Genomic DNA, 20820 nt, shown 5'->3' on the forward strand with positions numbered 1-20820 from the left:
AACAACGGCCCCGTAGCTCAGCTGGATAGAGCACCGGCCTTCTAAGCCGATGGTCGCAGGTTCGAATCCTGCCGGGGTCGCCATCTTTTACGTATAGGGTCGGGAACAATGAATAATTTTCGGTCTACCGCAATTTTCCGTGCCCTCAGGTTTATCAAGCACAGCGTGCGCAACTTTATCAATGAGACTTCTGGAAAGCGCCCGAGAATTCCTGTCGAGGGTACTTCTAAATCGCTCCTTACGCTTGGAACAGAGTATGGCGGGTGGACATTTTCAGACGAGCCAAATCTTAAAGGAGGAACGATAGTAAGCTGCGGGGCTGGTGAAGATATATCTTTCGATGTCCTTTTTTCTGCGAAGTACGGGGCCAAGGTCATCATTGTTGATCCAACACCGCGCGCGGTTAAACATGTCAAAGAAATAATAGCGCTAATAACCGAATCTGCGCGACAAGGCACGCTTGGTTCCTTGGAGCTTTACGGCATCAAGGATTTCTCCAAAGCGGACCCAAGTAAGTTGCTCTTGCTGGAAAGGGCTCTTTGGTCGGAGCGGTGCAATCTGAAGTTATTTCCGCCCAAGAACCCAGACCACGTTTCCCACTCTGCTTTGGACTTTCAGAATGACTACAGCCAGAAGGGTGAATTTATTGAGGTTAAAGCCCTTTCGTACAATGACTTATTCGATGAATTTGACATTGATGAAGTGTCACTTTTAAAGCTCGATATTGAGGGAGCGGAGGTCGAGGTGCTGAACTCATTGTCAGAGAAAGACGCACTGCCGCTGCAAATCTGTGTTGAATATGACGAACTTCTCAAACCCAACCGTCTTGCAGCACGGCGTGTGCGGGAAACGCATGACCACCTTACTCATCTCGGCTACAGCGCAATCTATAAGGACGCGCTAGGTGTGAACTTTCTGTACATTAAGAATACATGAAAATGCTCTTTGTATTTATTTGACCTGCTACTGAATTTTCATCCAGCGGCGATTAGAGCCTCGGCCGGAGTCTGGTAACCGAGGGAGGAGCGTGGCCTCGCGGTGTTGAAACCCTCTCTCCATTCAGCGATGGCGCTGCGCGCAAGATCGATGCCGAAGAACAGGCTTTCATTCAGGAACTGTCCCGCATCCGTCCGTTGAAGCTCTCGACATAACCGATTTGCATCGGCTGGCCGCGCGCTTGACGGCGATGCGCATGGTGGCAAATGATCAGCGCAAAACAACGGCCCCGTAGCTCAGCTGGATAGAGCACCGGCCTTCTAAGCCGATGGTCGCAGGTTCGAATCCTGCCGGGGTCGCCAGTTCAAATCAGTTCAAAGAGGGCAGGGCGGCGCTGAACACCGCCCCAGTGGAAATCAGCTTTCGTCGGGGACGATGATCGGATCGTCGGTTGCCGGATCCAGGGCTTGCGCCTGCGCGGCGAGATAATCGCGTATCTCGTCGATCTTGCCGATCACGTCTTCCTCGACAGTGCCGTCCTCGCCGATGACATCGACACCCAGCAACGTCTTCGCCCAGGCGAGAAGTTCCTCGTCGACATAGGCGTCTTCGCCATATTCGGCGACACGATTGTCGTTGGCGGCAGCGCGGAGGGCGGCGATCAGCTCTTCATCCGTGATCTGGCCTTCGAGACCCGCGATCTGCGTATTCAGGGTCGTGACGTCGCCGAGAGCGGCTTCCAGTTCGACGACTTCGGCGCTCGCCGCGATCGTGGCGTCCGCGCTTCCGATCAGCGAATCGATCGCGGCGATCTCCGCCTGGAGATCAAGCGCTTCCTGGCTCGCCGGGTCCGACAGCCCGTCCAGCACCGTCTGGAGTTCGCCGCGCCGGGTTGCCAGGCCGTCAAGGCTGATACCGTCATAGGTGAACGCCGTACCGGCCGTTGTTTCATAAGGCGTGATGGACGAGAAGGTGTCGGTCAGCAACGTGGCCAAGGCCGTTTCGGCAGCCGTCAGGCGCTGTTCGGCCAATGCGAGATCGTCGACCGCGTTCTCGTAATCCACATAGGCAAGCACATAGGTCCGGATGCCCGCCATGCGCGGATCAGCGGCGTTCAGATAAGCGTGATAATTGCGCTTCAGCGAGTTGAGGCCGGCGAGCTTCGCGTTGAAATTCTTCTCCTTGGCGAGGATCGGGCGAGCCGTCGGGACGGGAAGTTCTGCAAGATTGGTGATCTTCCGGGTCTGGGGCTTCTTCGCCTTGGCGACGACGGCTTTCTTTTTCGTCGCCGCGACCGCTTTCTTGCCGGAGTTGGACGGAATGGCAGCAGTTTTGCTGGTGTCGACCTTGTTCTTTCCGAAGATGTTGCTGAACAGATTGCCGAGTCCCTTTCCGTTCCCGGAACCGTTGCCGTTCGACGACGCTGCGTTGCCCTTGGTCTTGCCCGACGCGGACGCGCTTTTGCCGTTTCCGCCGGCATTGCTGCTCTTGCCGCTGTTACCGCCGGAGTTGCCGTTGCTGCCACTATTCCCGCCGCCATTTCCGTTGCCGCCCGCATTGCTGCTCTTGGCCTCGGCTTTCGCGACGAAATCGACGCCGCCCTTGTCGAAATGGACGCCGCCAACCGCGGAAAATGCGAGGGCGGTAGTGGCGAAAAGCGCGACGGATTTCTTGGTTTTGGCGGCTGGCATCAGGTTCCCTTTCGGATGAGTCGAATCGATACCAACTAACCCTAGGGAACCTGCGGGAGGCTTAACACCTTCCCGCAGAATTTATCGGGCGCCGTAATGGTCAATTAACCTGGCGCTCCGCTGCAAAACGTGACCCGGTTTCCGTCAATTGCTGTTTGGATGGGTGACCGAGACCGGATCGCTGGCCGGAAACGTCTCCTCCAGCCCCTGTTCGAGTTCATCGTCTCGTTCCGCCCTGTTCTTCACGGCGGACTGAGCGGCTTCTTCGGCTTCTTCACGCGAAGCGAAAACGGCCGAGGAACGGCCTTCGATGACGTAGATCCAGCCGTTGTCCTGTTCTGCGATGGCGTAATCCTGCGTGCTCATGACGGACTCCTTTTGTTGTCTCTGGTCAAGAAACGCATGCGCCGGCACGAAGTTGCATCCGCAGCCGGAACCGTGAACCCCGAATTTGCCTTGGATACGCGGTGATCCCGGCAATCATGAATGGATCAGAAACGTGAAGACGGGAACCGGGTCGACCGGCGTCAGGCGGCCAATGCGGCCGCCAACGCTCCCTCGATGTCGCTCATCAAATCGGCGACATCTTCAACGCCGATATGCAAACGCATGATCGCGCCGCCGTAATCGCGCGACGCGACCGTTCTGTCCGCGAGGCTGGCATTGACGGCAAGGCTGTCATAACCGCCCCAGGAGTAGCCGAGCCCGAAAATGCGCAGCGCATCGAGGAACGCATCGGCTTGCGCCTCGCCGCCTTCGAGAACGAAGGAGAACGTGCCGCTCGAACCGCTGAAATCGCGTTTGAAGATCGCATGACCCGGATGGCTTTCGAGGCCAGGATGAAGAACCTTCACCACGCCCGGACGCCCTTCCAGCCAGCGCGCGATCTCCAGCGCCGAGGCCTCGTGGTGTTTTAGCCGCAGGCCCATGGTGCGCAGGCCTCTCAGCCCCTGATAGACGTCGTCCGGACCGGCGCATGTGCCAAGTGTGAGATAGGTATTGTATAGCTGCTCCCAGCATTTCTCGTTCGCCGACACCGTGCCGAGCAGGATATCCGAGTGGCCGCCGGGATATTTCGTGGCCGCATGGATCGAGATATCGACACCGTGATCGAGCGGCTTGAACAAGAGCGGCGTCGCCCAGGTGTTGTCGAGCATGGTGATGATCCCGTGTTCACGCGCGACAGCGGTGATCGCCGGGATGTCCTGAATTTCATAGGTGTTCGATCCCGGCGATTCGGTAAAGATCACGCGTGTGTTCGGCTTGACGAGCTTCGCGATGTCGGCGCCGATCTCCGGCTCGTAATATTCAACCTCGACACCGAGCCGCTTCAACATCGTGTCGGCGAAACGGCGCGTCGGGAAATAGATCGTATCGACGAGCAGAATGTGATCGCCCGCCGACAGGAAGGCGAGCAGCGGAACCGTGACGGCGGCCAGGCCCGACGGAACGGCGATCGTGCCGGCGCTGCCTTCCAGACTGTCGATCGCGGTGCAGAGCGCTTCCGAAGTCGGCGTGCCGCGCGTGCCATAGGTGTAGCGCAGGTTGCGTGTCCGCATGGTCTGCGCGTCGGGAAAGAGGACAGTCGAAGCGTGGACGACCGGAGGATTGACGAAGCCGTGGAAGTCGCGCGGCGCGTAGCCCGCATGCGCAAGCTTTGTGTTGATCCCCTGGCTCTTGCTATTCCCGTCGCTCATTCTGACTGTTCTCCGTATTTGTTTGGCCTGATGCGATACGCATTTCTTGCGCGAAAACAAGGAAGGCGTTACTCGCGACCGAAGATCAGCCAGAAAATTCATCCATGGGTTTGCAGCAAGCGCCGAAATCGAAAAACAATACTGCCGCAAGGGAAACCGCGCGGTCGTTGCTTTCCGTGTTCGGCCGCGGCGTGGCGACGAGCCGTCGCGTGCGTGCCCGGCTTTCGCGCCCGGTTTCGCGGGACATGCCGCCCGTCTGGACGCCGCGCCTGACCTGGATCGCGTTCGCGGCCATCTATGCCATGGTCGTCGCTGCCATCTTCGATCCCTATTTCGTCCCGTTTGCTGGCCCGCCGCACAATTTCGTTCTCGCATTCCTGCGCGGGATCACCGATGTCGCGAAATCCGGCGTCTATATTGTCTCCGCTGTCATCGTGGTCGCGATCATCGGCATGCTGAACTGGCGTGATATCCGCCACGCGACACGGCGCTCGCTCATGACCGCCTATGGCCAGGCCGCATTTATCCTCGTTTCCGTGGCAGGGCCCGGCATTCTGGTGAATGTCATCAAGCAATTCGTCGGGCGCGCTCGTCCTAGGATCGCTGACGAAGTGGGTGTCTATGCACTCGCGCCATTCGAGTTCGATCATGTTTACCAAGGGTTTCCGTCCGGCCATGCGGCGACGGCGGGATCGCTCGCGATGATCCTGATGCTTTGGCATCCGCGCGCGCGGTGGCCGGCGTTCGGGCTGCTGTTCCTGCTCGCATGCGCGCGTATTCCGGCCGGCGCTCATTATCCATCCGATGTCATTGCCGGCTTTTCCTTTGCCGCGATACTGACGCTCGTCTTGGCGCGATGGCTGGCGCGCAGACGCGCCGTTTTCCAGTTTGGCGACGACAGCCTGTTCCCCGTATTGAAAGCCTGACGCTTTTTTAGCCGCTCCAAAGCGCTGTGGTTCCAGCTAACGCGGCGACACAAAATCTTTATTTTTCCTTGACGGTGCTGGAAAATTGCCTTTGTCTTGCCGTGTGGAGGGAGGCATCGGTGACGGTTTCTTGTGAAAACGTCGCCACGCTGGGGTTATATTCATCTCGGCGAAAACCGGTGCTCGTGCCCAACTTATGTAACGTGAGCAACGAGAGGTTGAACTCAATGAAAAAACTGATGCTGACCAGTGCGCTTGGCGCGGCGGCCCTTGTAGTTACGGGTGCTGCTGCATCTGCGGCGACGCTGGACGACGTGAAGGCGAAAGGATTCGTGCAGTGCGGCGTGAGCCAGGGCCTGCCCGGATTCTCCAATCCCGATGCGGACGGCAACTGGAGTGGCCTCGACGTTGACCTTTGTCGCGGTATTGCCGCGGCGATCTTTGGCGACGGCGATGCCGTGAAGTTCACCCCGCTTTCGGCCAAGGAGCGTTTCACCGCGCTGCAGTCCGGTGAAATCGACGTTCTTTCCCGCAACACCACCTGGACCATGAGCCGCGACACGCAGCTCGGCCTGAATTTCGCGGGCGTCAACTACTATGACGGCCAGGGCTTCATGATCCGGACCTCGATGGAGATCAACTCCGCTCTGGAACTGTCTGGCGCGTCGATCTGCACCAACACCGGCACGACGACCGAGCTGAACGTCGCCGACTACTTCCGCGCCAACAACATGGACTACGAACTCGTTGCCTTTGAAAAGGCCGATGAGGTCGTGGCCGCTTACGACGCCGGCCGTTGCGACGTCTACACGACGGATGCGTCGGGCCTTTACGCGCAGCGCCTCAAGCTCACCGATCCGGGCGAGCACAAGGTCCTGCCGGAAATCATCTCCAAGGAGCCGCTTGGTCCGGTGGTTCGTCAGGGTGACGACCAGTGGTTCAACATCGTCAAGTGGGTTCACATCGCGACCGTGAACGCCGAGGAACTCGGCATCACCATGGACAATGTCGATGAGATGATGGCTGGCGACAATCCGTCGGTGAAGCGCCTCCTCGGTTCCGAGGGCGAGTTCGGTGCTGCCATCGGCCTCGACAATGACTGGGCGGCCAAGGTGATCAAGGCTGTCGGCAATTACGGCGAAATCTTCGACCGTAACGTCGGCCCCGATACGCCGCTTGGCATTGCGCGTGGCGTGAACGCGCTCTGGACCAAGGGCGGCCTGATGTACGGCCCGCCGATCCGCTAAGCGAAATCAGCCTCACCCGGCCGCCAAGCGGCCGGGTGATTTTCTTTCCGGTGGGGACATGCCATTTCAGATGGCGCGGAAAGCGGACCGACTTCTCGTTGGCTGCCATGACATGTCCGTCACCATAGCGGGTGAATAATCGAAATGGCTGTTACCGACGCAACAGGGAATGGCTCCGGCGAGAGCGCGCCGAAGGTCGCTCTTCTCAACAATCCGGAAATCAGGGGCTGGGTCTTCCAGATCATACTGGCAATTCTGGTTGTCTATCTGGCCTATACCGGATGGGCGAACATGAACGCCAACCTGCGTGCCGCGGGCATCGCATCGGGTTGGGGTTTCCTGGGTACGAATGCGGGCTTCGCGATCAGCCAGTCGCTGATCGAGTACAGCCAGGCATCCTCGACCTACGGTCGCGTCTACATCGTCGGACTGCTGAATACCCTCGCGGTTGCCTTTGTCGGCATCATCTTCGCGACGATCATCGGCTTCATCGTCGGCGTGGCGCGTCTGTCGAAGAACTGGCTCGTCAGTCGGCTTGCGACTGTCTATGTAGAGACCCTCCGCAACATCCCGCTGTTGCTGCAGATCTTCATCTGGTATTTCGGCGTCCTGCGGCTCTTGCCGCAACCGCGCCAGGGTTTCGATTTCGGGCCGCTGGGCTTGCTTAACAATCGCGGCTATTTCGCACCGAAGCCGGTTTGGGGCGAGGGCGGGATTTTCATCGTCTACGCATTCATCGCAGCCTGCGTCATTGCATGGGGCGTGGGTCGCTGGGCGCATAAGCGGCAAATGGCAACGGGTCAGATATTCCCGTCTTTCCTCTTCGGGCTTGGCGTGATCGTCCTGCTGCCCCTCGCGACATTCCTCGCGCTTGGTGCGCCGCTGACCTGGGACATTCCCGAAATGGGCGGTTTCCGTCCGAGCGGCGGCATGACGATCATTCCGGAGTACATCGCCATGCTGGTCGCGCTTTCGACCTACACGGCGTCCTTCATCGCGGAGATCGTCCGCGCCGGAATCCTGGCGGTCAACCGGGGTCAAACCGAGGCGGCCAGTGCTCTTGGCCTGCGGAACGGACCAACGCTGCGGCTGGTCATCATTCCCCAGGCGTTGCGCATCATCATTCCGCCGCTGACGAGCCAGTATCTGAACCTGACGAAGAACTCGTCCCTGGCGGTGGCGATTGCCTATCCGGAACTGACATCCGTCTTTGCCGGAACCGCCCTGAATCAGACCGGCCAGGCGGTCGAGATCATCTCGCTGACGATGCTCACTTATCTGACCATCTCGCTTGTGACCTCGCTCTTCATGAACTGGTACAACAACCGCGTCGCGCTGGTGGAGAGATAAGACGATGGCCGAAATTCACTCCGCCGCCGACATCGCCTATGTACGCCGGGAAATGCTTCCGGAGCAGGAAGCGCCCGGGAGTTCCAGAGGCGTGGTCGCATGGTTTCGCGAAAGCCTCTTTTCGTCGATACCCTACACGATCCTGACGCTTTTCTGCCTGTACCTTCTCTGGGTTATCGTCCCGCCAATCCTGAGCTTCCTGATCGGAAGTGCGGTCTGGACCGGGACAGACCGCGCTGTCTGCGCCACCGAGGCGCAGGGCGGCATCCAGCCAAATGGATGGTTCGGCGCCTGCTGGGCCTATGTCGGCGATTATGCCAACCAGTTCATTTACGGGCGTTATCCGAATGTCGAGCAATGGCGCGTCAACATCGTCGGCGTTCTCTTCTTCGGCGGACTCGCGGGCCTGCTGATCCCTTCGGTGCCTTACAAGCGCGAAAACATCATCTTCCTTTCGATCGTGTTTCCGATTGCGGCTCTCATCCTTCTGACCGGTGGCGATATCGCGGTCGACGGGCTGTATATCCCGCTTGCCGTTCTCGCGGTTCTCGCACTTGTCGTGACCTATGCGTTCGCCAAGCTCTCGGATTCGGACCCGCTGCCCGGCCTGAAAAACGTCGCCGCGCTGTTCATCGGACTGTTCGTGCTGCTTTTCATCCTGGGCTTCGACTTCGGCCTCATGCATGTCGAGACGGAAATGTGGGGCGGCTTGCTTGTGACGCTGGTCATCGCGGTGACCGGTATCGCCGCCTCGTTGCCGGTCGGCATCGCGCTGGCGCTCGGGCGGCGTTCGGCGCTTCCGATCGTGCGCTTCTTTTCCATCGTCTTCATCGAGTTCTGGCGCGGCGTGCCGCTGATCACGGTTCTCTTCATGTCCTCGGTCATGTTGCCGCTGTTCCTTCCCGAGGGCGTCAGCTTCGACAAGCTGCTGCGTGCTCTTATCGGTGTGGCGCTGTTCTCCTCGGCCTATATGGCGGAGGTCGTGCGTGGCGGCCTGCAGGCGCTGCCCAAGGGGCAATATGAGGGCGCGATGGCGCTGGGCCTGAACTGGGGCCAGATGATGCGCATGATCATCCTGCCGCAGGCGCTCAAACTCGTCATCCCGGGGATCGTCAACACTTTTATCGGCTTGTTCAAGGACACGACGCTCGTTCTGATCATCGGCCTCTTCGACTTCCTCGGACAGATCCAGTCATCCTACTCCGACCCGACATGGGCCTCGCCGGTCCAGGCAATGACGGGGTACGCCTTCGCGGCGATCATGTACTGGGTCTTCTGTTTCAGCATGTCCCGATACTCCATGTTCATGGAACGAAAGCTCGACACGGGCCACAAACGGTAAGGAACTCACGCCATGACAGCCGAAAACGCAACTGCAGAGGAAATCCGGGCAGCCGACCGCTCCAAGATGACGGTCTCGGAAACCGATGTTGCGGTCGAGATCATCGATATGCACAAGTGGTACGGTGATTTCCACGTCCTGCGCGATATCAACCTCAAGGTCATGCGTGGAGAACGCATCGTCATCGCCGGCCCGTCGGGCTCCGGCAAATCGACGATGATCCGCTGCATCAACCGGCTGGAAGAGCACCAGAAGGGTCAGATCATCGTCGATGGCAACGAACTGACCAACGATCTCAAGAAGATCGACGAGGTGCGCCGCGAGGTCGGCATGGTGTTCCAGCACTTCAACCTGTTCCCGCATCTGACGATTCTGGAAAACTGCACACTGGCGCCGATCTGGGTGCGCAAGATGCCGAAGAAGGAAGCCGATGAGCGCGCCATGCACTTCCTCGAGCGCGTCAAGATTCCCGAACAGGCGAACAAATATCCCGGCCAGCTTTCAGGCGGTCAGCAGCAGCGCGTGGCCATCGCCCGTTCGCTGTGCATGAACCCGCGCATCATGCTGTTCGACGAGCCGACGTCCGCGCTCGACCCGGAGATGATCAAGGAAGTGCTCGACACGATGGTCGGCCTCGCCGAGGAAGGCATGACCATGCTCTGCGTCACCCACGAAATGGGCTTTGCGCGCCAGGTCGCCAACCGCGTGATCTTCATGGACCAGGGCCAGATCGTCGAGCAGAACAGCCCGGACGAGTTCTTCGACAACCCGCAGCACGAGCGGACCAAGCTGTTCCTCAGCCAGATCCTGCACTAGGCGAATTTTGGATGTTCTGTGAAGAGGCCGGCGTCAAGCCGGCCTTTTTCATTCCGGAATGCGGTAGCCGTACAGCCATTCGAGATCGGTGATGAAGGATGCCGCCGGCCGCATGGAAAAATACAGATTCCGGGCGAGGCGGCCTGGACCGCTCTGGTGATAGACCCAGCGGTTGAACGCGGTACGCTTTGCGACCTCGCGCACGCGCTCGCGCCGAAGGGCCGTATAGCGCGGCAAAGCGGCGCGCGGATTGTTGGCGTCCTGCGCGATGCAGCGGCCCGCGGTGTAACCGTCCTCGATCGCCATCGCAGCGCCCTGCGCCGCGAAGGGCTCGAGGCCATGCGCCGCATCGCCGATGAGCAGCACGCGTCCGCCATGCCAGACCCGATCCGGATCGACCGAATTCAACGGCCAGACCGTCCACTTGGCTTTTTCGATCGCGTCGAAGCCTTCGAGTTCGCGAGCGCTCTTCATGAGCCGGTCAAAACTCTCCTGGTCGGCTTCCTGCGCCCATTGGCCCGGTTCCGAACGGCCTTTGGTGATGGCGACGATGTTGAGCGTGTCCTCGTTGCGCACCGGATAGGTGACGATATGGCTGTCGGGCGCCATCCATGCCGTGACCTGCGCCTTGCCGGATGTGCCGGGGCCGATCGCACGCCAGGCGATGCGCCCGGTCGGCTTGGGGCGGCCCGCGCCAATCAGGCTGTCACGGACCTTCGACCAGATGCCATCGGCGCCGATCAGGATCCGCGATTCGATGACGGTCTCGCCATCGGCCGTCGAAAACGTGGTCGTGACACGTTCTCCGCCTTCGCGCACATCCTTGACGGAATGGCCGGTCAACAGGGTCACCGACGGATGCGCTCGGGCCGCGTCGTAAAGCACGCCATGCAGCAGGGCGCGATGCGCGGTGAGGTAGGGCGCATCCATGCGCGCGAGCCACGACTTGGTGATCGGCATGTCCAGCAGGATCCGCCCGCTCGACGCATCGCCGAGACGAATCGAGGCCGGAGCGATCGCCTTTGCCTCGAGGGCATCCAGAACGCCGAGCGTACGGAGAATGCGGGTGGCATTCGGCGCGATCTGGAGGCCGGCACCCACTTCCGAAGGCCGGTCGAACGCCTCGGCGATTGTCACTTCGAGTCCATGCCGCGCAAGGGTCAACGCAGCCGTGAGGCCGGCAATGCCGGCCCCGGCGATCAGGATATGGCTTTCTTCAGTCAATTGGGAAACCTGGCTTCTGCCGGGTGATATCGATCAGGCGGCGTCTCGTGTCTCGTAGGCGCAACCGGCAGGAACAGTCTCCTCGGCGCCGAGCGACGGGTTGTGGATATAAAGCGTCGAGCAATAGGGGCAAACCTTCTCGCTTTCATCGCCCATGTCGAGAAAGACATGCGGATGGTCGAAAGGCGGCTTGGCGCCGACGCACATGAACTCCTTGACGCCGATTTCGATCTTGGCGTGTCCGGCGTCGTTCTGGAAATGGGGCGTTGCGTGACCTGCCATGGTAAGTCCTGTAATCCGTGACTATCTGTATTGCCGTTGTCGCAGTGCACACTAGCGTCTCGAAGATGGAATTGGTAGCCAGTCCCTCTGCAAAATACCCGCCATTTCAACCGAAAACCGGAAACTGACATGCCTCGCTTTCGCCACGACCAATTGGACTTCGCTTATTTCGATGAAGGCGAGCCGTCCGGCGATCCTGTGCTCCTCATTCACGGATTCGCGTCGAACAAGACCGTGAACTGGATCGGACCGGGCTGGGTAAAAACGCTCGGCGGGGCCGGTTACAGGGTCATCGCGATCGACAATCGCGGCCACGGCGAAAGCGACAAGCCGCATGAGACAGAGGCCTATGTCCCGGAAAAGATGGCGGCGGACGCCATCGCGCTTCTCGATCACCTCGAAATCGGCAGGGCTCATGTGATGGGATATTCCATGGGCGCGCGCATCGGTGCGTTCATGTCGCTTGCCGCGCCTGAAAGGGTCCGTTCCGTCGTATTCGGCGGCCTCGGAATTGGCATGGTCCACGGGGTTGGCGGATGGGAGGGCATCGCCGAAGCCTTGCTCGCGCCATCGATAGACGAGGTGACCCAGGAACGCGGGCGCGCCTTCCGCACCTTTGCAGACCAGACCGGAAGCGACCGGATCGCGCTCGCGGCCTGTATCGAGAGTTCACGCAAGAAACTGACGCCGGAACAGGTCCGCGAGATCTCCACGCCGGCGCTGATCGCGGTCGGAACGAAGGATGATATCGCGGGCTCCGCGAGCGAACTCGCCGATTTGCTGCCCGATGCGACGGTTGTCGATATTCCGGGACGCGATCATATGCTGGCTGTCGGAGACCGCGTCTACAAGCAGGCGACGCTGGACTTTTTCGGTGCCCATTAACCGCGCTTCAGTTTCATTGACGAAGAGTTGAACCGAATTCGTTTAACTCACGTAGCCGATAGGCTATCTTCCACCCTCAAAGGAAAGCTGACGGAGGCCCTCATGCCGCAGCAAAGAAAATCGACCTCTCCGGCGCAGCTTCAGGCTGTCGATCCGATCTGGTTCGCCGTGCGCCAGGATGCCGAGGCCGCCATCGCCAACGATCGGGCGCTTGGCGCGTTCATGCTGTCGACGGTGCTCAACCAGCCATCCCTAGAGGAAGCGGTCATTCACCGTATCTCCGAGCGGCTGGATCATGCCGACATCAGCGCCGATCTTCTGCGCCAGTCCTTCCGCGACATGCTGGCGTACGACCCGTCCTGGAGCGAGGTTCTTCGCGTCGACATGCAGGCTGTGTATGACCGCGATCCGGCATGCACGCGTTTCCTGGAGCCGCTGCTTTATTTCAAGGGCTTCCACGCACTCCAGACGCACCGGCTGGCGCATTGGCTCTACAAGCAGGGCCGCCTCGATTTCGCGCTCTACCTTCAAAGCCGCTCCTCGGCGGTTTTCCAGACCGACATCAATCCGGTTGCGCGGGTCGGGAAGGGGATCTTCCTCGACCACGCGACAGGGCTTGTCGTCGGCGAAACGGCGGTCATCGGGGACAATGTCTCGATTCTCCACTCGGTGACGCTGGGCGGCACCGGCAAGGAGGGCAGCGACAGGCATCCCAAGATCGGCGACGGCGTCCTGATCGGCGCGGGATCGAAGATCCTCGGCAATATCAAGGTCGGCAACAACAGCAAGGTTGCCGCCGGGTCGGTCGTCTTGAAGGATGTCCCGCCATGCAAGACCGTTGCCGGCGTTCCGGCGCGGGTCGTCGGCGATGCGGGTTGCAGCGAACCGTCCCGCGCTATGGATCAGCTCCTCGAGTCAGACTAACGATCGCGCACCGCAACGATGGTCGGTGAATGAGCGGGCGCGAGACTTGCGCCTGCACCCCAATTCGTGTTTTGCGTTGCCGCCAGCGCCTCGCAGCGCGACAACCAGCCAGGAGCTCACACGTGACATCCGAAGAACTTACGAAACTCACGCGTTTTTTCCGCAAGACCCTCGGAAACGAACAGCTTGCAGTGAAGCCGCGTCCGCGCATCGCCGATTCTGCGGAGCTTTATGTGGGGGACGAGTTTCTCGGGATCGTGACGCGTATCGAGGACGAGGGCGAGGTTTCCTACGACCTATCCATGTCGATTCTCGATTTCGATCTTGAAGACTGATTTCTAGCTGCGGGCGGCCTTCAGCAGGCCGGCCAGGAATTCCGGAAGCGCGGCATTCATCCGGCTCCAGTCGTCGAGCAGCCGCATCGGAAAACGCAATTCCGCATTGAGCGTTTCACCAATCTGGATATCGGTATCGCAGGGCGCGACGATCGTTTGCGCGGTCGCGTCCGCCTCCTGGCACCGCGCGACGAATCGGCGGCCCGTTTCCGGGTCGGCTTCGGAAAAGACGATGAACTCGTCGATATAGCCGTGCTCACGCGCCAGCAATGCGCGTTTCAGACCGTTGCCCAAATCGGTCACCGGCCCGTCCATGACATTCCGGTAGACCGTGTCGAACCGGCCGGCCATGTCCGTGCTTGTCATGCGCGGGGTCAGCGAAACGAACACGATCGAGTTGGTTTCCGGATCGATGTCGTTGAACGCCCTGGCAAGCCCGTCGTTGAATCCCGACATCGTCGGCCAGTGAATGTAGAGATCAAGGCGTTTTGCCAGCCCGGGCCGACGCTGGTCCCGGATGCGGATCATATTGGCGGGAACCGAGATCGCGTCGTTGCCGATGACGACCTCGAAACGCTGGGTCGAGAGCGTGTGGCCGGCATGAACGAGGGACCGGCCGTAAAGCTTGCCCGCGATCAGGATGGCGACGGAAAGAAGGGCCAGAATGCCGAAGGCGACAAACAGGCGAAAGGCGAGGACCGGCAGGCCCTTGCGGATATCGTATTGTTCGTCGTCGCTTACCGTTATCGCTGACATCGCACTTCCCGTGTGGCCCGATTTGGCACAACTTTTCTGGCATCGATCATGCATCACTCGACATCGTTATGGTAAACATCCGGTAAACCGGGGTGGTGTCGATGGTTGCGTTCATGGTGTTCGTCACGGGGGCGGCAGTGTCACTGGCGTTCTTTTATCTCGCGCGGGGCTTTGGCGGCTTCACGCCCGGTTTCGACAGGGACACGCTGGCACGGAACGGAATGGCGACCTCGTTTGCCGTGTTTTGCGGCGCCGGGCCTGTCCTGCTGGTGCGTGCGCTCGGATCTGCGGAACGTCCGAGCACGCTGCATACAACGCTGAATGTCACTTTTCTGACATGTCTGATCCTGCTGTGGACCGGCGCGCTGGGCGTCGTGGCGGTGGAAAGCGCGAGAGTGTTCCTGTAATCCGATGCGTCTGGCGCCCGGGCGGCGTCTCCATGATGTTTCGAAACGGTACGACAGGACACGTGATGGCAACTTACGATCTCGACGGTACGGTTCCCGATCAACAGGGAAACGGCGCGGCATTTATCGCCGAAGACGCGGCGGTGATCGGCAAGGTCACGCTGGGCGAGGATTCGAGCGTCTGGTTCGGCTGTGTCCTGCGCGGCGACAATGAGCGGATCACGGTGGGCGCGCGGTCCAATGTGCAGGAGCACACGGTCATGCATACCGACATGGGCTTCCCGCTCGATATCGGGGAGGGGTGCACGATCGGCCATCGCGCGATGCTGCACGGCTGCACGATCGGTGAAAACAGCCTGATCGGTATTGGCGCGATCGTGCTCAACGGCGCGCGGATCGGCAAGAACAGCCTCGTCGGTGCAGGCGCGCTGGTTACCGAAGGCAAGGAGTTTCCCGACAACAGTCTGATTATCGGATCGCCGGCCCGGGCCGTCCGCACCCTCGACGATGATGCCGTGGCGCGGCTGCGTGACTCCGCGGATCACTATGTCGAAAACGCCAGGCGATTCGCGGCCGGTCTGAGCCGGCAGGCTTCTGAAGACACATAAAAAAGAGCCGACCATCAAGGATGGCCGGCTCCTGACCCGGTCGTTGGGGATGGGATGGTTTGGGGACCCGACCGGGGACCTCTGAATTCGTTCCTGACTAGAAGTTCTGCGCGACGTTGCGGCGCGTATCGATGATATCGACCCACTTGCCCGCGTTCGCCGTGGACTGGCGTTTCAGGTACTGGTATCGAGTGTCTCGCCAGTCGAGGACCTTCGTGACCAGATTGTCGAGGATGAAATCGCCGCGATCCGTGCGAACGGTGAGCACCGCGTGCCCGTCTCCGTTTGGCTGAAGCACCACCGTGATCAGCAGGTTCGACGGGTGGAAGCCGGCGCGGATCAGTTCATGCCGCTTGAGCAGGACGTAGTCCTCGCAGTCGCCATACTTGACCGGATAAGACCAGATCTCTTCCTTGCCCCACATCTCGTAGTCGGTGCGCGGAGCGATCGTCGTGTTGATACGCGAATTGATCTTGATCATCGTTGACCAGGCGGCCTTCGTAAGCCGGTCCGGCGCCACGTTGCCGGTCGCCCGGCATTCGCCCGGTACCTGAAGGCAGAACTCGTAATGGCCGATTGGCTGGCTCGTGATGCGGCCGGTCTTCATCGGTGCAGCAGTCGCTACCGATATGCCGGCGATGATAACGCGGGAAGTGACCGCGCCACCCAGTCCAACCCCGCTGTTCCAGAATTTGTGCATACCATCGTCTCCCCAATGGAAGGCACAATGGCAGGAACTATTTTAGTTATCGCCAAGAACAACAGGGCGATTTGATGAAAGGAAATGCTATAATTGAATAGAAAACAGAATAAAGGAGATTTAAACTTGAGCGGTATTTATCTCAAATTTTCTTCGAATTCTCCTCTGGCGACCGGCCATGACGCCTGCCGCTGAAACGCAGCCGGAAACGGGTGCGTCGTGTCGCTAATCGAAGGTGACGGAATTTAGCTGAGATACTGCTGGAGGGTTTCGCGGCGCTGGATGACGGCGAACTCGATGGCGATACCGTCCTCGAAATGGCGCACGACCTCGCCACGCATGTTGCCGAGCGTGACTTGCGTACCGAGCGCCGGGCGGACATTGATTTCAACGGCGGCGCCCGACACGGAAAGATCGATAATGCGGCAGCGATACTGCCGACCGTCTTCGAGGGAGAGAATACCGGACGGATTGCGCGGCAGGATACGTTCGTGACGGCGATCCTCCGGGAGATCCAGTTCGTGCTTGTTGGCAAGCCATGTCAGCTGCGCGGCGAGCTTGGCTTTCTTGCGCGGTGTCGTATTGAGTTCCAGTGCGAAGCCGTCGTCGCGGACGCGCGCGACAGTGCCCTCGAGCCGGCCGATATGATCGACATAGGCAATGACCCGCTCGCCGGTCCTTGCGGTCGCGTCGGTCGCGAAGAAAGCGCTGCCGGGAGACATGTCCACTACCTGGCAACGATGCTCCGTCCGGTCGGACAGCATCAAACGGCCATGCAGCATCACCTTTACGCGTTGGTATTGGCGGCGGTCTTGGTCGGATGCGGGTTGCTGTGCGCCGAGCATTCTTCGATTGGTCCGGTTCGATAGCGAGGACGACCGGAGAATAGGGTTCTTCTGGTTAACGGCAGGTTATTGGAGCGCGCATTTGAGCGCTTGCGTTAAACTGTTTTCCGCTGCGCTATTACTTCTTTCCACCATCGACTACACGAAACGCCCGAAGCGCTCGCCTTGGCCCGATTTCACCTTTACCGGCAATGACTTGAAGATTGTGCGCGGACTCCTTGGCGTCGCTGGCGCGGCGCCGCGGAACAGGAACAGAGGGGCGATTTCGCAGCAGGGAAAGGCCGGCGAGGGGATCCATGTAACGAACTCCGCGCAACTCGAATCGCGCCGGGACGATGCCGAGCCATTCGGGCTGGGTGAAGAGACTCGCGATGCCGAGAATGCGAGTCCGTTCATCGTCGATCGGAAGAAGCGCAATCTCCATCGCCACGCCGGCGCCCGCCGAACGCAGCGCCTGGACATCGAACACGACAAGAGACCCGTTCCGCAAGACCGTGTTTAGGCCCTTTTCGATCTGCTTTGCATCGTCCGGCGCGAAGAGCTGTGCAAAGGGCGTGTCCTTCAGTTCCGCGCATCGCAACGTGCAGAGACGCGAACCGGCGAGCCGGAAAACCGGAACACCGCTCTCATCCGTCTGCAGCAGCAACACGGAGGGCAGCAGCCTTCCGAGGCCAGCCGGCGCGATCGCGGAACGGTGCGGAGCAGGCTGAGAGCCACGCACCTCGTTCCAATAATTGTACAGTTCGATCGTATCCCTGTGTCGCATTGCCGACCGTCCCCGTATTCGAAGGCCGCCGATGTGCCATTTTGGCACAGGCGAGCCCGCATCCATTGTCCCGGTTGGAAAGGCGCAAATTCCGGACCAACCGGGTTTCGGGGTCGCTGTTAGGGTTAATGATGTCTTTCGATTGCGGCGGCGTGCGCGTTTTGCGAACATGATCGTATCGGAGCCGCCGGTTCCACAGCACACACTTTTCGGATTGGGGTAGGGGACTCCACCGGGCCATTCAAGCCAAGGGCTTGAATGGCTTTCTTTTTACGCGATATCAGGGCTGACGAACGCGAAAGCAGCTCATGAACGATCCGGCCCAGACCGACGCCACCCCAAACGAAACCAGCAGCGCGAAAGCGACGGACCGGACCGGGGGATCGGTGCCAGCATTCAACCTGCACGGCTCGATCGTGCTGTTGGCCGCCATCTGCATCGCGGTGCATTTCATACGCACGATGGTGTTGTCGGATGACGAGAACACGTGGCTTCTGGTGAAGACGGCGTTTTTCCCGCTGCGCTATTCGCCTGAAGTCCTGACTTTCGATCTGCCGACGCTGATTTCGCCCGTGACCTATGCATTCCTGCATGGCGATTGGGTGCATCTGGGCGTCAACGTTGTCTGGCTCTCGATTTTCGGATCGCCGCTCGCCTACAGGATCGGCTGGCGGCGCAGCATACTGTTCTGGGTGGTGACAGCCGCAGCGGCTGCGGCGACGCATCTCGTGATCTATTTCAACGAGGCCATTCCGGTCATCGGCGCTTCGGGCGCGGTGTCCGGGTTCATGGGCGCCGCCGCGCGGTTCGGGTTGCGGGCGAACCGGCGCGAGCCGCGCCGCGGATTCGACGGGCCGTTACTGACCATCCGACAGACACTCCGCACGCCCGGCGTTCTGCCATTCCTGCTGATCTGGGTCGTCGTGAACATATTCGTCGGCGTCGATCCGTTCGGCGCGCAGGATGGCGCCGGAATCGCCTGGCAAGCGCATATCGGCGGGCTTGTGGCTGGTTTCCTGCTCGTTCCGCTCTTCGACCGGCGAAGCTGACCCAACGGGACTCTTCCTTGCAAAAACCGCAACGTCATCGCATTCTGTTTGCGGGATGAGAAGGAGTGTTCGCGATGATGGTCAGGAACATACTTGCCGAAAAAGGGTCCGAGGTCTTCACGCTGCCGCTGGCGTCCACCGGCATGGATGCGGTCAATGCGCTTGCCAAGTACAATGTGGGCGCGCTGGTAGTCGCATCGGAGGAGATGGCGATCCTGGGCATTCTTTCGGAGCGCGATATCGTACGCGCCATTCGCAGCAATGGCGTTTCCGCGCTGGAACAGCCGGTGAGCGAACTGATGACCGCGAGCGTGCAGACATGCACCGAGGATTCGACGGTCCCCGAATTGATGGAGCTGATGACGGAAGGCCGCTTCAGGCACATGCCCGTCGAACGTTCCGGCAAGCTGATCGGCGTGATTTCCATCGGCGATATCGTCAAGCGCCGGATAGAGGATATCCAGCGCGAAGCCGACGATATCCGTTCCTATATCGCTTCGGCCTGATCAGGCCATTTCGGCCAGCCGCCTCAGGTCGTGCAGCCGCGATATCGTTGCCTCATAGCCCTGGTCGATGGCTTCCGAGGCACGATGGAAGTCGGCCATGCCGATCTCCGAAAGCCTCGGATGCAGCGCGTAGTCCGGCGGGTCTCCGGCAAGACGGGCCCGCGATATCCGGTCCTGGATGATGTTGTAGGATTCCACCATCACGCCCGATATTCCAAGCCGGACAGTCTGAGCGGGTAATTTCTTGTGCGATGTCCTCGGCGTATCATCCGTCGCGCGCACATTCATCTCGGCGCGCGGAACGCCGTGCTTCACGACGCCGGACCTGCCGAAGATGTCATAGTTCAGGTTAACCGCCACCACGCGCGGCTGCTCATGCGCGCGGCAGACCGAGACCGGCACCGGATTGACCAGCGCGCCGTCGACAAGGACCTTCCCGTTGCATTCGACCGGCTCGAAAATGCCGGGCAGGGAATAGGAGGCGCGCATCGCGACGATCAGGTCGCCATGGGTCAGCCATATCTCGTGGCCGGTGGCGATTTCGGTCGCGACCGCGACGAAAGGCTTCGGCAGATCCTCGATCTGGATGTCGCGCATATGCGACTCCATTTCGCGGTTGAGGCGCATTCCGCCGAACAATCCACTGCCGGCGAACTGGATGTCGAGAAGGCCAAGCATGCGGCGGCGCGAGAGCGAACGCGCGAATTTTTCGAGTTCGTCGAGCTTTCCGGCGAGATAGCAGCCGCCGACCAGCGCGCCGATCGACGTACCGGCGATCATGTCGATCTTGATGCCGACCTCGTCCAGGGCATGGAGAACGCCGATATGCGCCCAGCCGCGGGCGGCTCCGCCACCCAGCGCAAGCGCGATACCGTGCTGCTTCCGCTCTGTTTTTGGCGGATCAGCTTCCGGGACTGGGGTGTCCTCACCGTTCTTGCGCCTGGAAAAGTTCGCTAGCTGCATGACGTGACTTCGATATTTCGAGCAACGATGCCGGGATTGTGCGACGAATTGGTGTCAAATCGGTGAAGAATAACAGGGTATCTATTTGCTGCCATAGACAGTCCCGGGGTCGAAACGGGGCGCGTCTGATTCATCGAGCACAAGCCGTGGTTTGCCATCATCCGACATCTCGACGGTCCGATAGAAGCAGCTTTTCCGGCCGGTGTGGCAATTCGCGCCGTCACCGGCGGTCTCGACTTTGAGCAACACGCAATCCTGGTCGCAATCGATCCGGATTTGCCTGACGGTCTGCATGTTGCCGGAGGTTTCGCCCTTCTTCCAGATGGATTGGCGCGAGCGCGACCAGTAATGGGCGATTCCCGTTTCGAGCGTCAGTTGCAACGCCTCGGCATTCATATGCGCGACCATCAGCACCGTGCCGTCGGCGGCATCCACCGTGACGGCTGTGATCAAACCGTCGGAGGAAAAGCGGGGGGAAAGGCGTTCGCCCGATTCAAGCTCGGCCTTGGAGCCGGGCGGCGCAAAGATGTTGTCTCGATCCTGGGTCATGCAACGCCTCTACGTT

24 protein-coding genes, 2 tRNA genes and 1 pseudogene are annotated in these 20820 nt (G+C 60.1%); 15 read left to right on the forward strand and 12 right to left on the reverse strand.

What is annotated here, in order from left to right; all coding sequences use genetic code 11:
* Nucleotides 1-6: 6 nt before the first annotated feature.
* Together LC343_RS21690 and LC343_RS21695 are read left to right on the forward strand one after the other, a co-directional pair.
* Nucleotides 7-83, forward strand: a tRNA-Arg gene (locus LC343_RS21690).
* Nucleotides 84-108: 25 nt separating this feature from the next.
* On the forward strand, nucleotides 109-936 hold the full coding sequence (locus LC343_RS21695) for an FkbM family methyltransferase (RefSeq protein ID WP_223479274.1): 828 nt from the start codon (nucleotides 109-111) through the stop codon (nucleotides 934-936).
* Between the two features lie 62 nt (nucleotides 937-998).
* On the opposite strand, the pseudogene LC343_RS21700 reads toward LC343_RS21695, so the two are convergent.
* Nucleotides 999-1177: pseudogene (locus LC343_RS21700) on the reverse strand (integrase core domain-containing protein); the annotation flags it as partial.
* 44 nt (nucleotides 1178-1221) lie between these two features.
* On the opposite strand from LC343_RS21700, the gene LC343_RS21705 reads away from it, so the two are divergent.
* A tRNA-Arg gene (locus LC343_RS21705) sits at nucleotides 1222-1298 on the forward strand.
* Nucleotides 1299-1352: 54 nt separating this feature from the next.
* Here LC343_RS21705 and LC343_RS21710 read toward each other — a convergent pair.
* From LC343_RS21710 to LC343_RS21720, 3 genes are all read right to left on the reverse strand, one after another.
* On the reverse strand, nucleotides 1353-2627 hold the full coding sequence (locus LC343_RS21710; protein ID WP_223479275.1) for a hypothetical protein: 1275 nt from the start codon (nucleotides 2625-2627) through the stop codon (nucleotides 1353-1355).
* A 144-nt stretch (nucleotides 2628-2771) separates the two neighbouring features.
* Nucleotides 2772-2993 (reverse strand): hypothetical protein, encoded by a 222-nt coding sequence (locus LC343_RS21715; RefSeq protein WP_223479276.1) that lies wholly within the window; start codon nucleotides 2991-2993, stop codon nucleotides 2772-2774.
* A 161-nt stretch (nucleotides 2994-3154) separates the two neighbouring features.
* Nucleotides 3155-4324, reverse strand: coding sequence for a cystathionine beta-lyase (locus LC343_RS21720; protein ID WP_223479277.1), 1170 nt, complete (start codon nucleotides 4322-4324; stop codon nucleotides 3155-3157).
* 104 nt (nucleotides 4325-4428) lie between these two features.
* Here LC343_RS21720 and LC343_RS21725 point away from each other — a divergent pair, with 104 nt between their 5' ends.
* From LC343_RS21725 to LC343_RS21745, 5 genes are all read left to right on the forward strand, one after another.
* On the forward strand, nucleotides 4429-5250 hold the full coding sequence (locus LC343_RS21725; RefSeq protein WP_223479278.1) for a phosphatase PAP2 family protein: 822 nt from the start codon (nucleotides 4429-4431) through the stop codon (nucleotides 5248-5250).
* Between the two features lie 227 nt (nucleotides 5251-5477).
* Nucleotides 5478-6497, forward strand: coding sequence for an amino acid ABC transporter substrate-binding protein (locus LC343_RS21730; RefSeq protein ID WP_223479279.1), 1020 nt, complete (start codon nucleotides 5478-5480; stop codon nucleotides 6495-6497).
* A gap of 144 nt (nucleotides 6498-6641) precedes the next feature.
* Nucleotides 6642-7847 (forward strand): amino acid ABC transporter permease, encoded by a 1206-nt coding sequence (locus LC343_RS21735; RefSeq protein WP_223479280.1) that lies wholly within the window; start codon nucleotides 6642-6644, stop codon nucleotides 7845-7847.
* 4 nt (nucleotides 7848-7851) lie between these two features.
* The gene (locus LC343_RS21740) at nucleotides 7852-9189 is read left to right on the forward strand and encodes an amino acid ABC transporter permease (RefSeq protein ID WP_223479281.1); all 1338 of its coding nucleotides are present in this window, start codon (nucleotides 7852-7854) and stop codon (nucleotides 9187-9189) included.
* A gap of 12 nt (nucleotides 9190-9201) precedes the next feature.
* Entirely contained in the window at nucleotides 9202-10005 is an 804-nt protein-coding gene (locus LC343_RS21745; protein WP_274385068.1) for an amino acid ABC transporter ATP-binding protein, read from the forward strand.
* Nucleotides 10006-10053: 48 nt separating this feature from the next.
* Here the strand turns inward: LC343_RS21745 and LC343_RS21750 are convergent, their stop codons facing one another.
* Nucleotides 10054-11229: an FAD-dependent monooxygenase gene (locus LC343_RS21750; RefSeq protein WP_223479282.1), complete on the reverse strand. Its 1176-nt coding sequence runs from the start codon at nucleotides 11227-11229 to the stop codon at nucleotides 10054-10056.
* A gap of 33 nt (nucleotides 11230-11262) precedes the next feature.
* The gene (locus LC343_RS21755) at nucleotides 11263-11511 is read right to left on the reverse strand and encodes a zinc-finger domain-containing protein (RefSeq protein WP_223479283.1); all 249 of its coding nucleotides are present in this window, start codon (nucleotides 11509-11511) and stop codon (nucleotides 11263-11265) included.
* Nucleotides 11512-11640: 129 nt separating this feature from the next.
* Between LC343_RS21755 and LC343_RS21760 the strand changes: the two genes are divergently transcribed.
* From LC343_RS21760 to LC343_RS21770, 3 genes are all read left to right on the forward strand, one after another.
* On the forward strand, nucleotides 11641-12396 hold the full coding sequence (locus LC343_RS21760; RefSeq protein WP_223479284.1) for an alpha/beta fold hydrolase: 756 nt from the start codon (nucleotides 11641-11643) through the stop codon (nucleotides 12394-12396).
* Between the two features lie 102 nt (nucleotides 12397-12498).
* Nucleotides 12499-13320 (forward strand): serine O-acetyltransferase, encoded by an 822-nt coding sequence (gene cysE, locus LC343_RS21765; RefSeq protein WP_223479285.1) that lies wholly within the window; start codon nucleotides 12499-12501, stop codon nucleotides 13318-13320.
* 122 nt (nucleotides 13321-13442) lie between these two features.
* On the forward strand, nucleotides 13443-13655 hold the full coding sequence (locus LC343_RS21770; protein WP_223479286.1) for a DUF3126 family protein: 213 nt from the start codon (nucleotides 13443-13445) through the stop codon (nucleotides 13653-13655).
* Nucleotides 13656-13658: 3 nt separating this feature from the next.
* Here the strand turns inward: LC343_RS21770 and LC343_RS21775 are convergent, their stop codons facing one another.
* Complete coding sequence (locus LC343_RS21775) at nucleotides 13659-14411, reverse strand: hypothetical protein (RefSeq protein WP_223479287.1); 753 nt, start codon at nucleotides 14409-14411, stop codon at nucleotides 13659-13661.
* Nucleotides 14412-14512: 101 nt separating this feature from the next.
* On the opposite strand from LC343_RS21775, the gene LC343_RS21780 reads away from it, so the two are divergent.
* Nucleotides 14513-14818: a hypothetical protein gene (locus tag LC343_RS21780; RefSeq protein ID WP_223479288.1), complete on the forward strand. Its 306-nt coding sequence runs from the start codon at nucleotides 14513-14515 to the stop codon at nucleotides 14816-14818.
* Between the two features lie 65 nt (nucleotides 14819-14883).
* Complete coding sequence (locus LC343_RS21785; protein ID WP_223479289.1) at nucleotides 14884-15426, forward strand: gamma carbonic anhydrase family protein; 543 nt, start codon at nucleotides 14884-14886, stop codon at nucleotides 15424-15426.
* Nucleotides 15427-15523: 97 nt separating this feature from the next.
* Here LC343_RS21785 and LC343_RS21790 read toward each other — a convergent pair whose 3' ends face one another.
* The 3 genes from LC343_RS21790 to LC343_RS21800 form a co-directional block, all read right to left on the reverse strand.
* The gene (locus LC343_RS21790) at nucleotides 15524-16126 is read right to left on the reverse strand and encodes a transglutaminase-like cysteine peptidase (protein ID WP_223479290.1); all 603 of its coding nucleotides are present in this window, start codon (nucleotides 16124-16126) and stop codon (nucleotides 15524-15526) included.
* Between the two features lie 245 nt (nucleotides 16127-16371).
* Entirely contained in the window at nucleotides 16372-16971 is a 600-nt protein-coding gene (locus tag LC343_RS21795; protein ID WP_223479291.1) for a PilZ domain-containing protein, read from the reverse strand.
* Nucleotides 16972-17089: 118 nt separating this feature from the next.
* Complete coding sequence (locus LC343_RS21800; RefSeq protein WP_223479292.1) at nucleotides 17090-17737, reverse strand: PAS domain-containing protein; 648 nt, start codon at nucleotides 17735-17737, stop codon at nucleotides 17090-17092.
* 308 nt (nucleotides 17738-18045) lie between these two features.
* Here LC343_RS21800 and LC343_RS21805 point away from each other — a divergent pair, with 308 nt between their 5' ends.
* Both LC343_RS21805 and LC343_RS21810 read left to right on the forward strand, forming a co-directional pair.
* Entirely contained in the window at nucleotides 18046-18786 is a 741-nt protein-coding gene (locus tag LC343_RS21805; RefSeq protein WP_223479293.1) for a rhomboid family intramembrane serine protease, read from the forward strand.
* 74 nt (nucleotides 18787-18860) lie between these two features.
* On the forward strand, nucleotides 18861-19292 hold the full coding sequence (locus LC343_RS21810) for a CBS domain-containing protein (protein ID WP_223479294.1): 432 nt from the start codon (nucleotides 18861-18863) through the stop codon (nucleotides 19290-19292).
* On the opposite strand, the gene LC343_RS21815 is transcribed toward LC343_RS21810, so the two are convergent.
* Together LC343_RS21815 and hisI are read right to left on the reverse strand one after the other, a co-directional pair.
* The gene (locus LC343_RS21815; RefSeq protein WP_223479295.1) at nucleotides 19293-20255 is read right to left on the reverse strand and encodes a patatin-like phospholipase family protein; all 963 of its coding nucleotides are present in this window, start codon (nucleotides 20253-20255) and stop codon (nucleotides 19293-19295) included. It lies immediately after the preceding gene.
* Between the two features lie 81 nt (nucleotides 20256-20336).
* Nucleotides 20337-20804, reverse strand: coding sequence for a phosphoribosyl-AMP cyclohydrolase (gene hisI / locus LC343_RS21820; RefSeq protein ID WP_223479296.1), 468 nt, complete (start codon nucleotides 20802-20804; stop codon nucleotides 20337-20339).
* Between the last annotated feature and the right edge of the window lie 16 nt (nucleotides 20805-20820).

It is taken from the genome of Oricola indica, assembly GCF_019966595.1.
In the GTDB taxonomy this organism is placed as follows: domain Bacteria; phylum Pseudomonadota; class Alphaproteobacteria; order Rhizobiales; family Rhizobiaceae; genus Oricola; species Oricola indica.

Coding starts and splice junctions, on each gene's coding strand:
- LC343_RS21695 (WP_223479274.1), top strand. CDS start 109: ATGAATAATTTTCGGTCTACCGCAATTTTCCGTGCCCTCAGGTTTATC.
- LC343_RS21710 (WP_223479275.1), bottom strand. CDS start 2,627: ATGCCAGCCGCCAAAACCAAGAAATCCGTCGCGCTTTTCGCCACTACC.
- LC343_RS21715 (WP_223479276.1), bottom strand. CDS start 2,993: ATGAGCACGCAGGATTACGCCATCGCAGAACAGGACAACGGCTGGATC.
- LC343_RS21720 (WP_223479277.1), bottom strand. CDS start 4,324: ATGAGCGACGGGAATAGCAAGAGCCAGGGGATCAACACAAAGCTTGCG.
- LC343_RS21725 (WP_223479278.1), top strand. CDS start 4,429: ATGGGTTTGCAGCAAGCGCCGAAATCGAAAAACAATACTGCCGCAAGG.
- LC343_RS21730 (WP_223479279.1), top strand. CDS start 5,478: ATGAAAAAACTGATGCTGACCAGTGCGCTTGGCGCGGCGGCCCTTGTA.
- LC343_RS21735 (WP_223479280.1), top strand. CDS start 6,642: ATGGCTGTTACCGACGCAACAGGGAATGGCTCCGGCGAGAGCGCGCCG.
- LC343_RS21740 (WP_223479281.1), top strand. CDS start 7,852: ATGGCCGAAATTCACTCCGCCGCCGACATCGCCTATGTACGCCGGGAA.
- LC343_RS21745 (WP_274385068.1), top strand. CDS start 9,202: ATGACAGCCGAAAACGCAACTGCAGAGGAAATCCGGGCAGCCGACCGC.
- LC343_RS21755 (WP_223479283.1), bottom strand. CDS start 11,511: ATGGCAGGTCACGCAACGCCCCATTTCCAGAACGACGCCGGACACGCC.
- LC343_RS21760 (WP_223479284.1), top strand. CDS start 11,641: ATGCCTCGCTTTCGCCACGACCAATTGGACTTCGCTTATTTCGATGAA.
- cysE (WP_223479285.1), top strand. CDS start 12,499: ATGCCGCAGCAAAGAAAATCGACCTCTCCGGCGCAGCTTCAGGCTGTC.
- LC343_RS21775 (WP_223479287.1), bottom strand. CDS start 14,411: ATGTCAGCGATAACGGTAAGCGACGACGAACAATACGATATCCGCAAG.
- LC343_RS21780 (WP_223479288.1), top strand. CDS start 14,513: ATGGTTGCGTTCATGGTGTTCGTCACGGGGGCGGCAGTGTCACTGGCG.
- LC343_RS21785 (WP_223479289.1), top strand. CDS start 14,884: ATGGCAACTTACGATCTCGACGGTACGGTTCCCGATCAACAGGGAAAC.
- LC343_RS21790 (WP_223479290.1), bottom strand. CDS start 16,126: ATGCACAAATTCTGGAACAGCGGGGTTGGACTGGGTGGCGCGGTCACT.
- LC343_RS21795 (WP_223479291.1), bottom strand. CDS start 16,971: ATGCTCGGCGCACAGCAACCCGCATCCGACCAAGACCGCCGCCAATAC.
- LC343_RS21800 (WP_223479292.1), bottom strand. CDS start 17,737: ATGCGACACAGGGATACGATCGAACTGTACAATTATTGGAACGAGGTG.
- LC343_RS21805 (WP_223479293.1), top strand. CDS start 18,046: ATGAACGATCCGGCCCAGACCGACGCCACCCCAAACGAAACCAGCAGC.
- LC343_RS21810 (WP_223479294.1), top strand. CDS start 18,861: ATGATGGTCAGGAACATACTTGCCGAAAAAGGGTCCGAGGTCTTCACG.
- LC343_RS21815 (WP_223479295.1), bottom strand. CDS start 20,255: ATGCAGCTAGCGAACTTTTCCAGGCGCAAGAACGGTGAGGACACCCCA.
- hisI (WP_223479296.1), bottom strand. CDS start 20,804: ATGACCCAGGATCGAGACAACATCTTTGCGCCGCCCGGCTCCAAGGCC.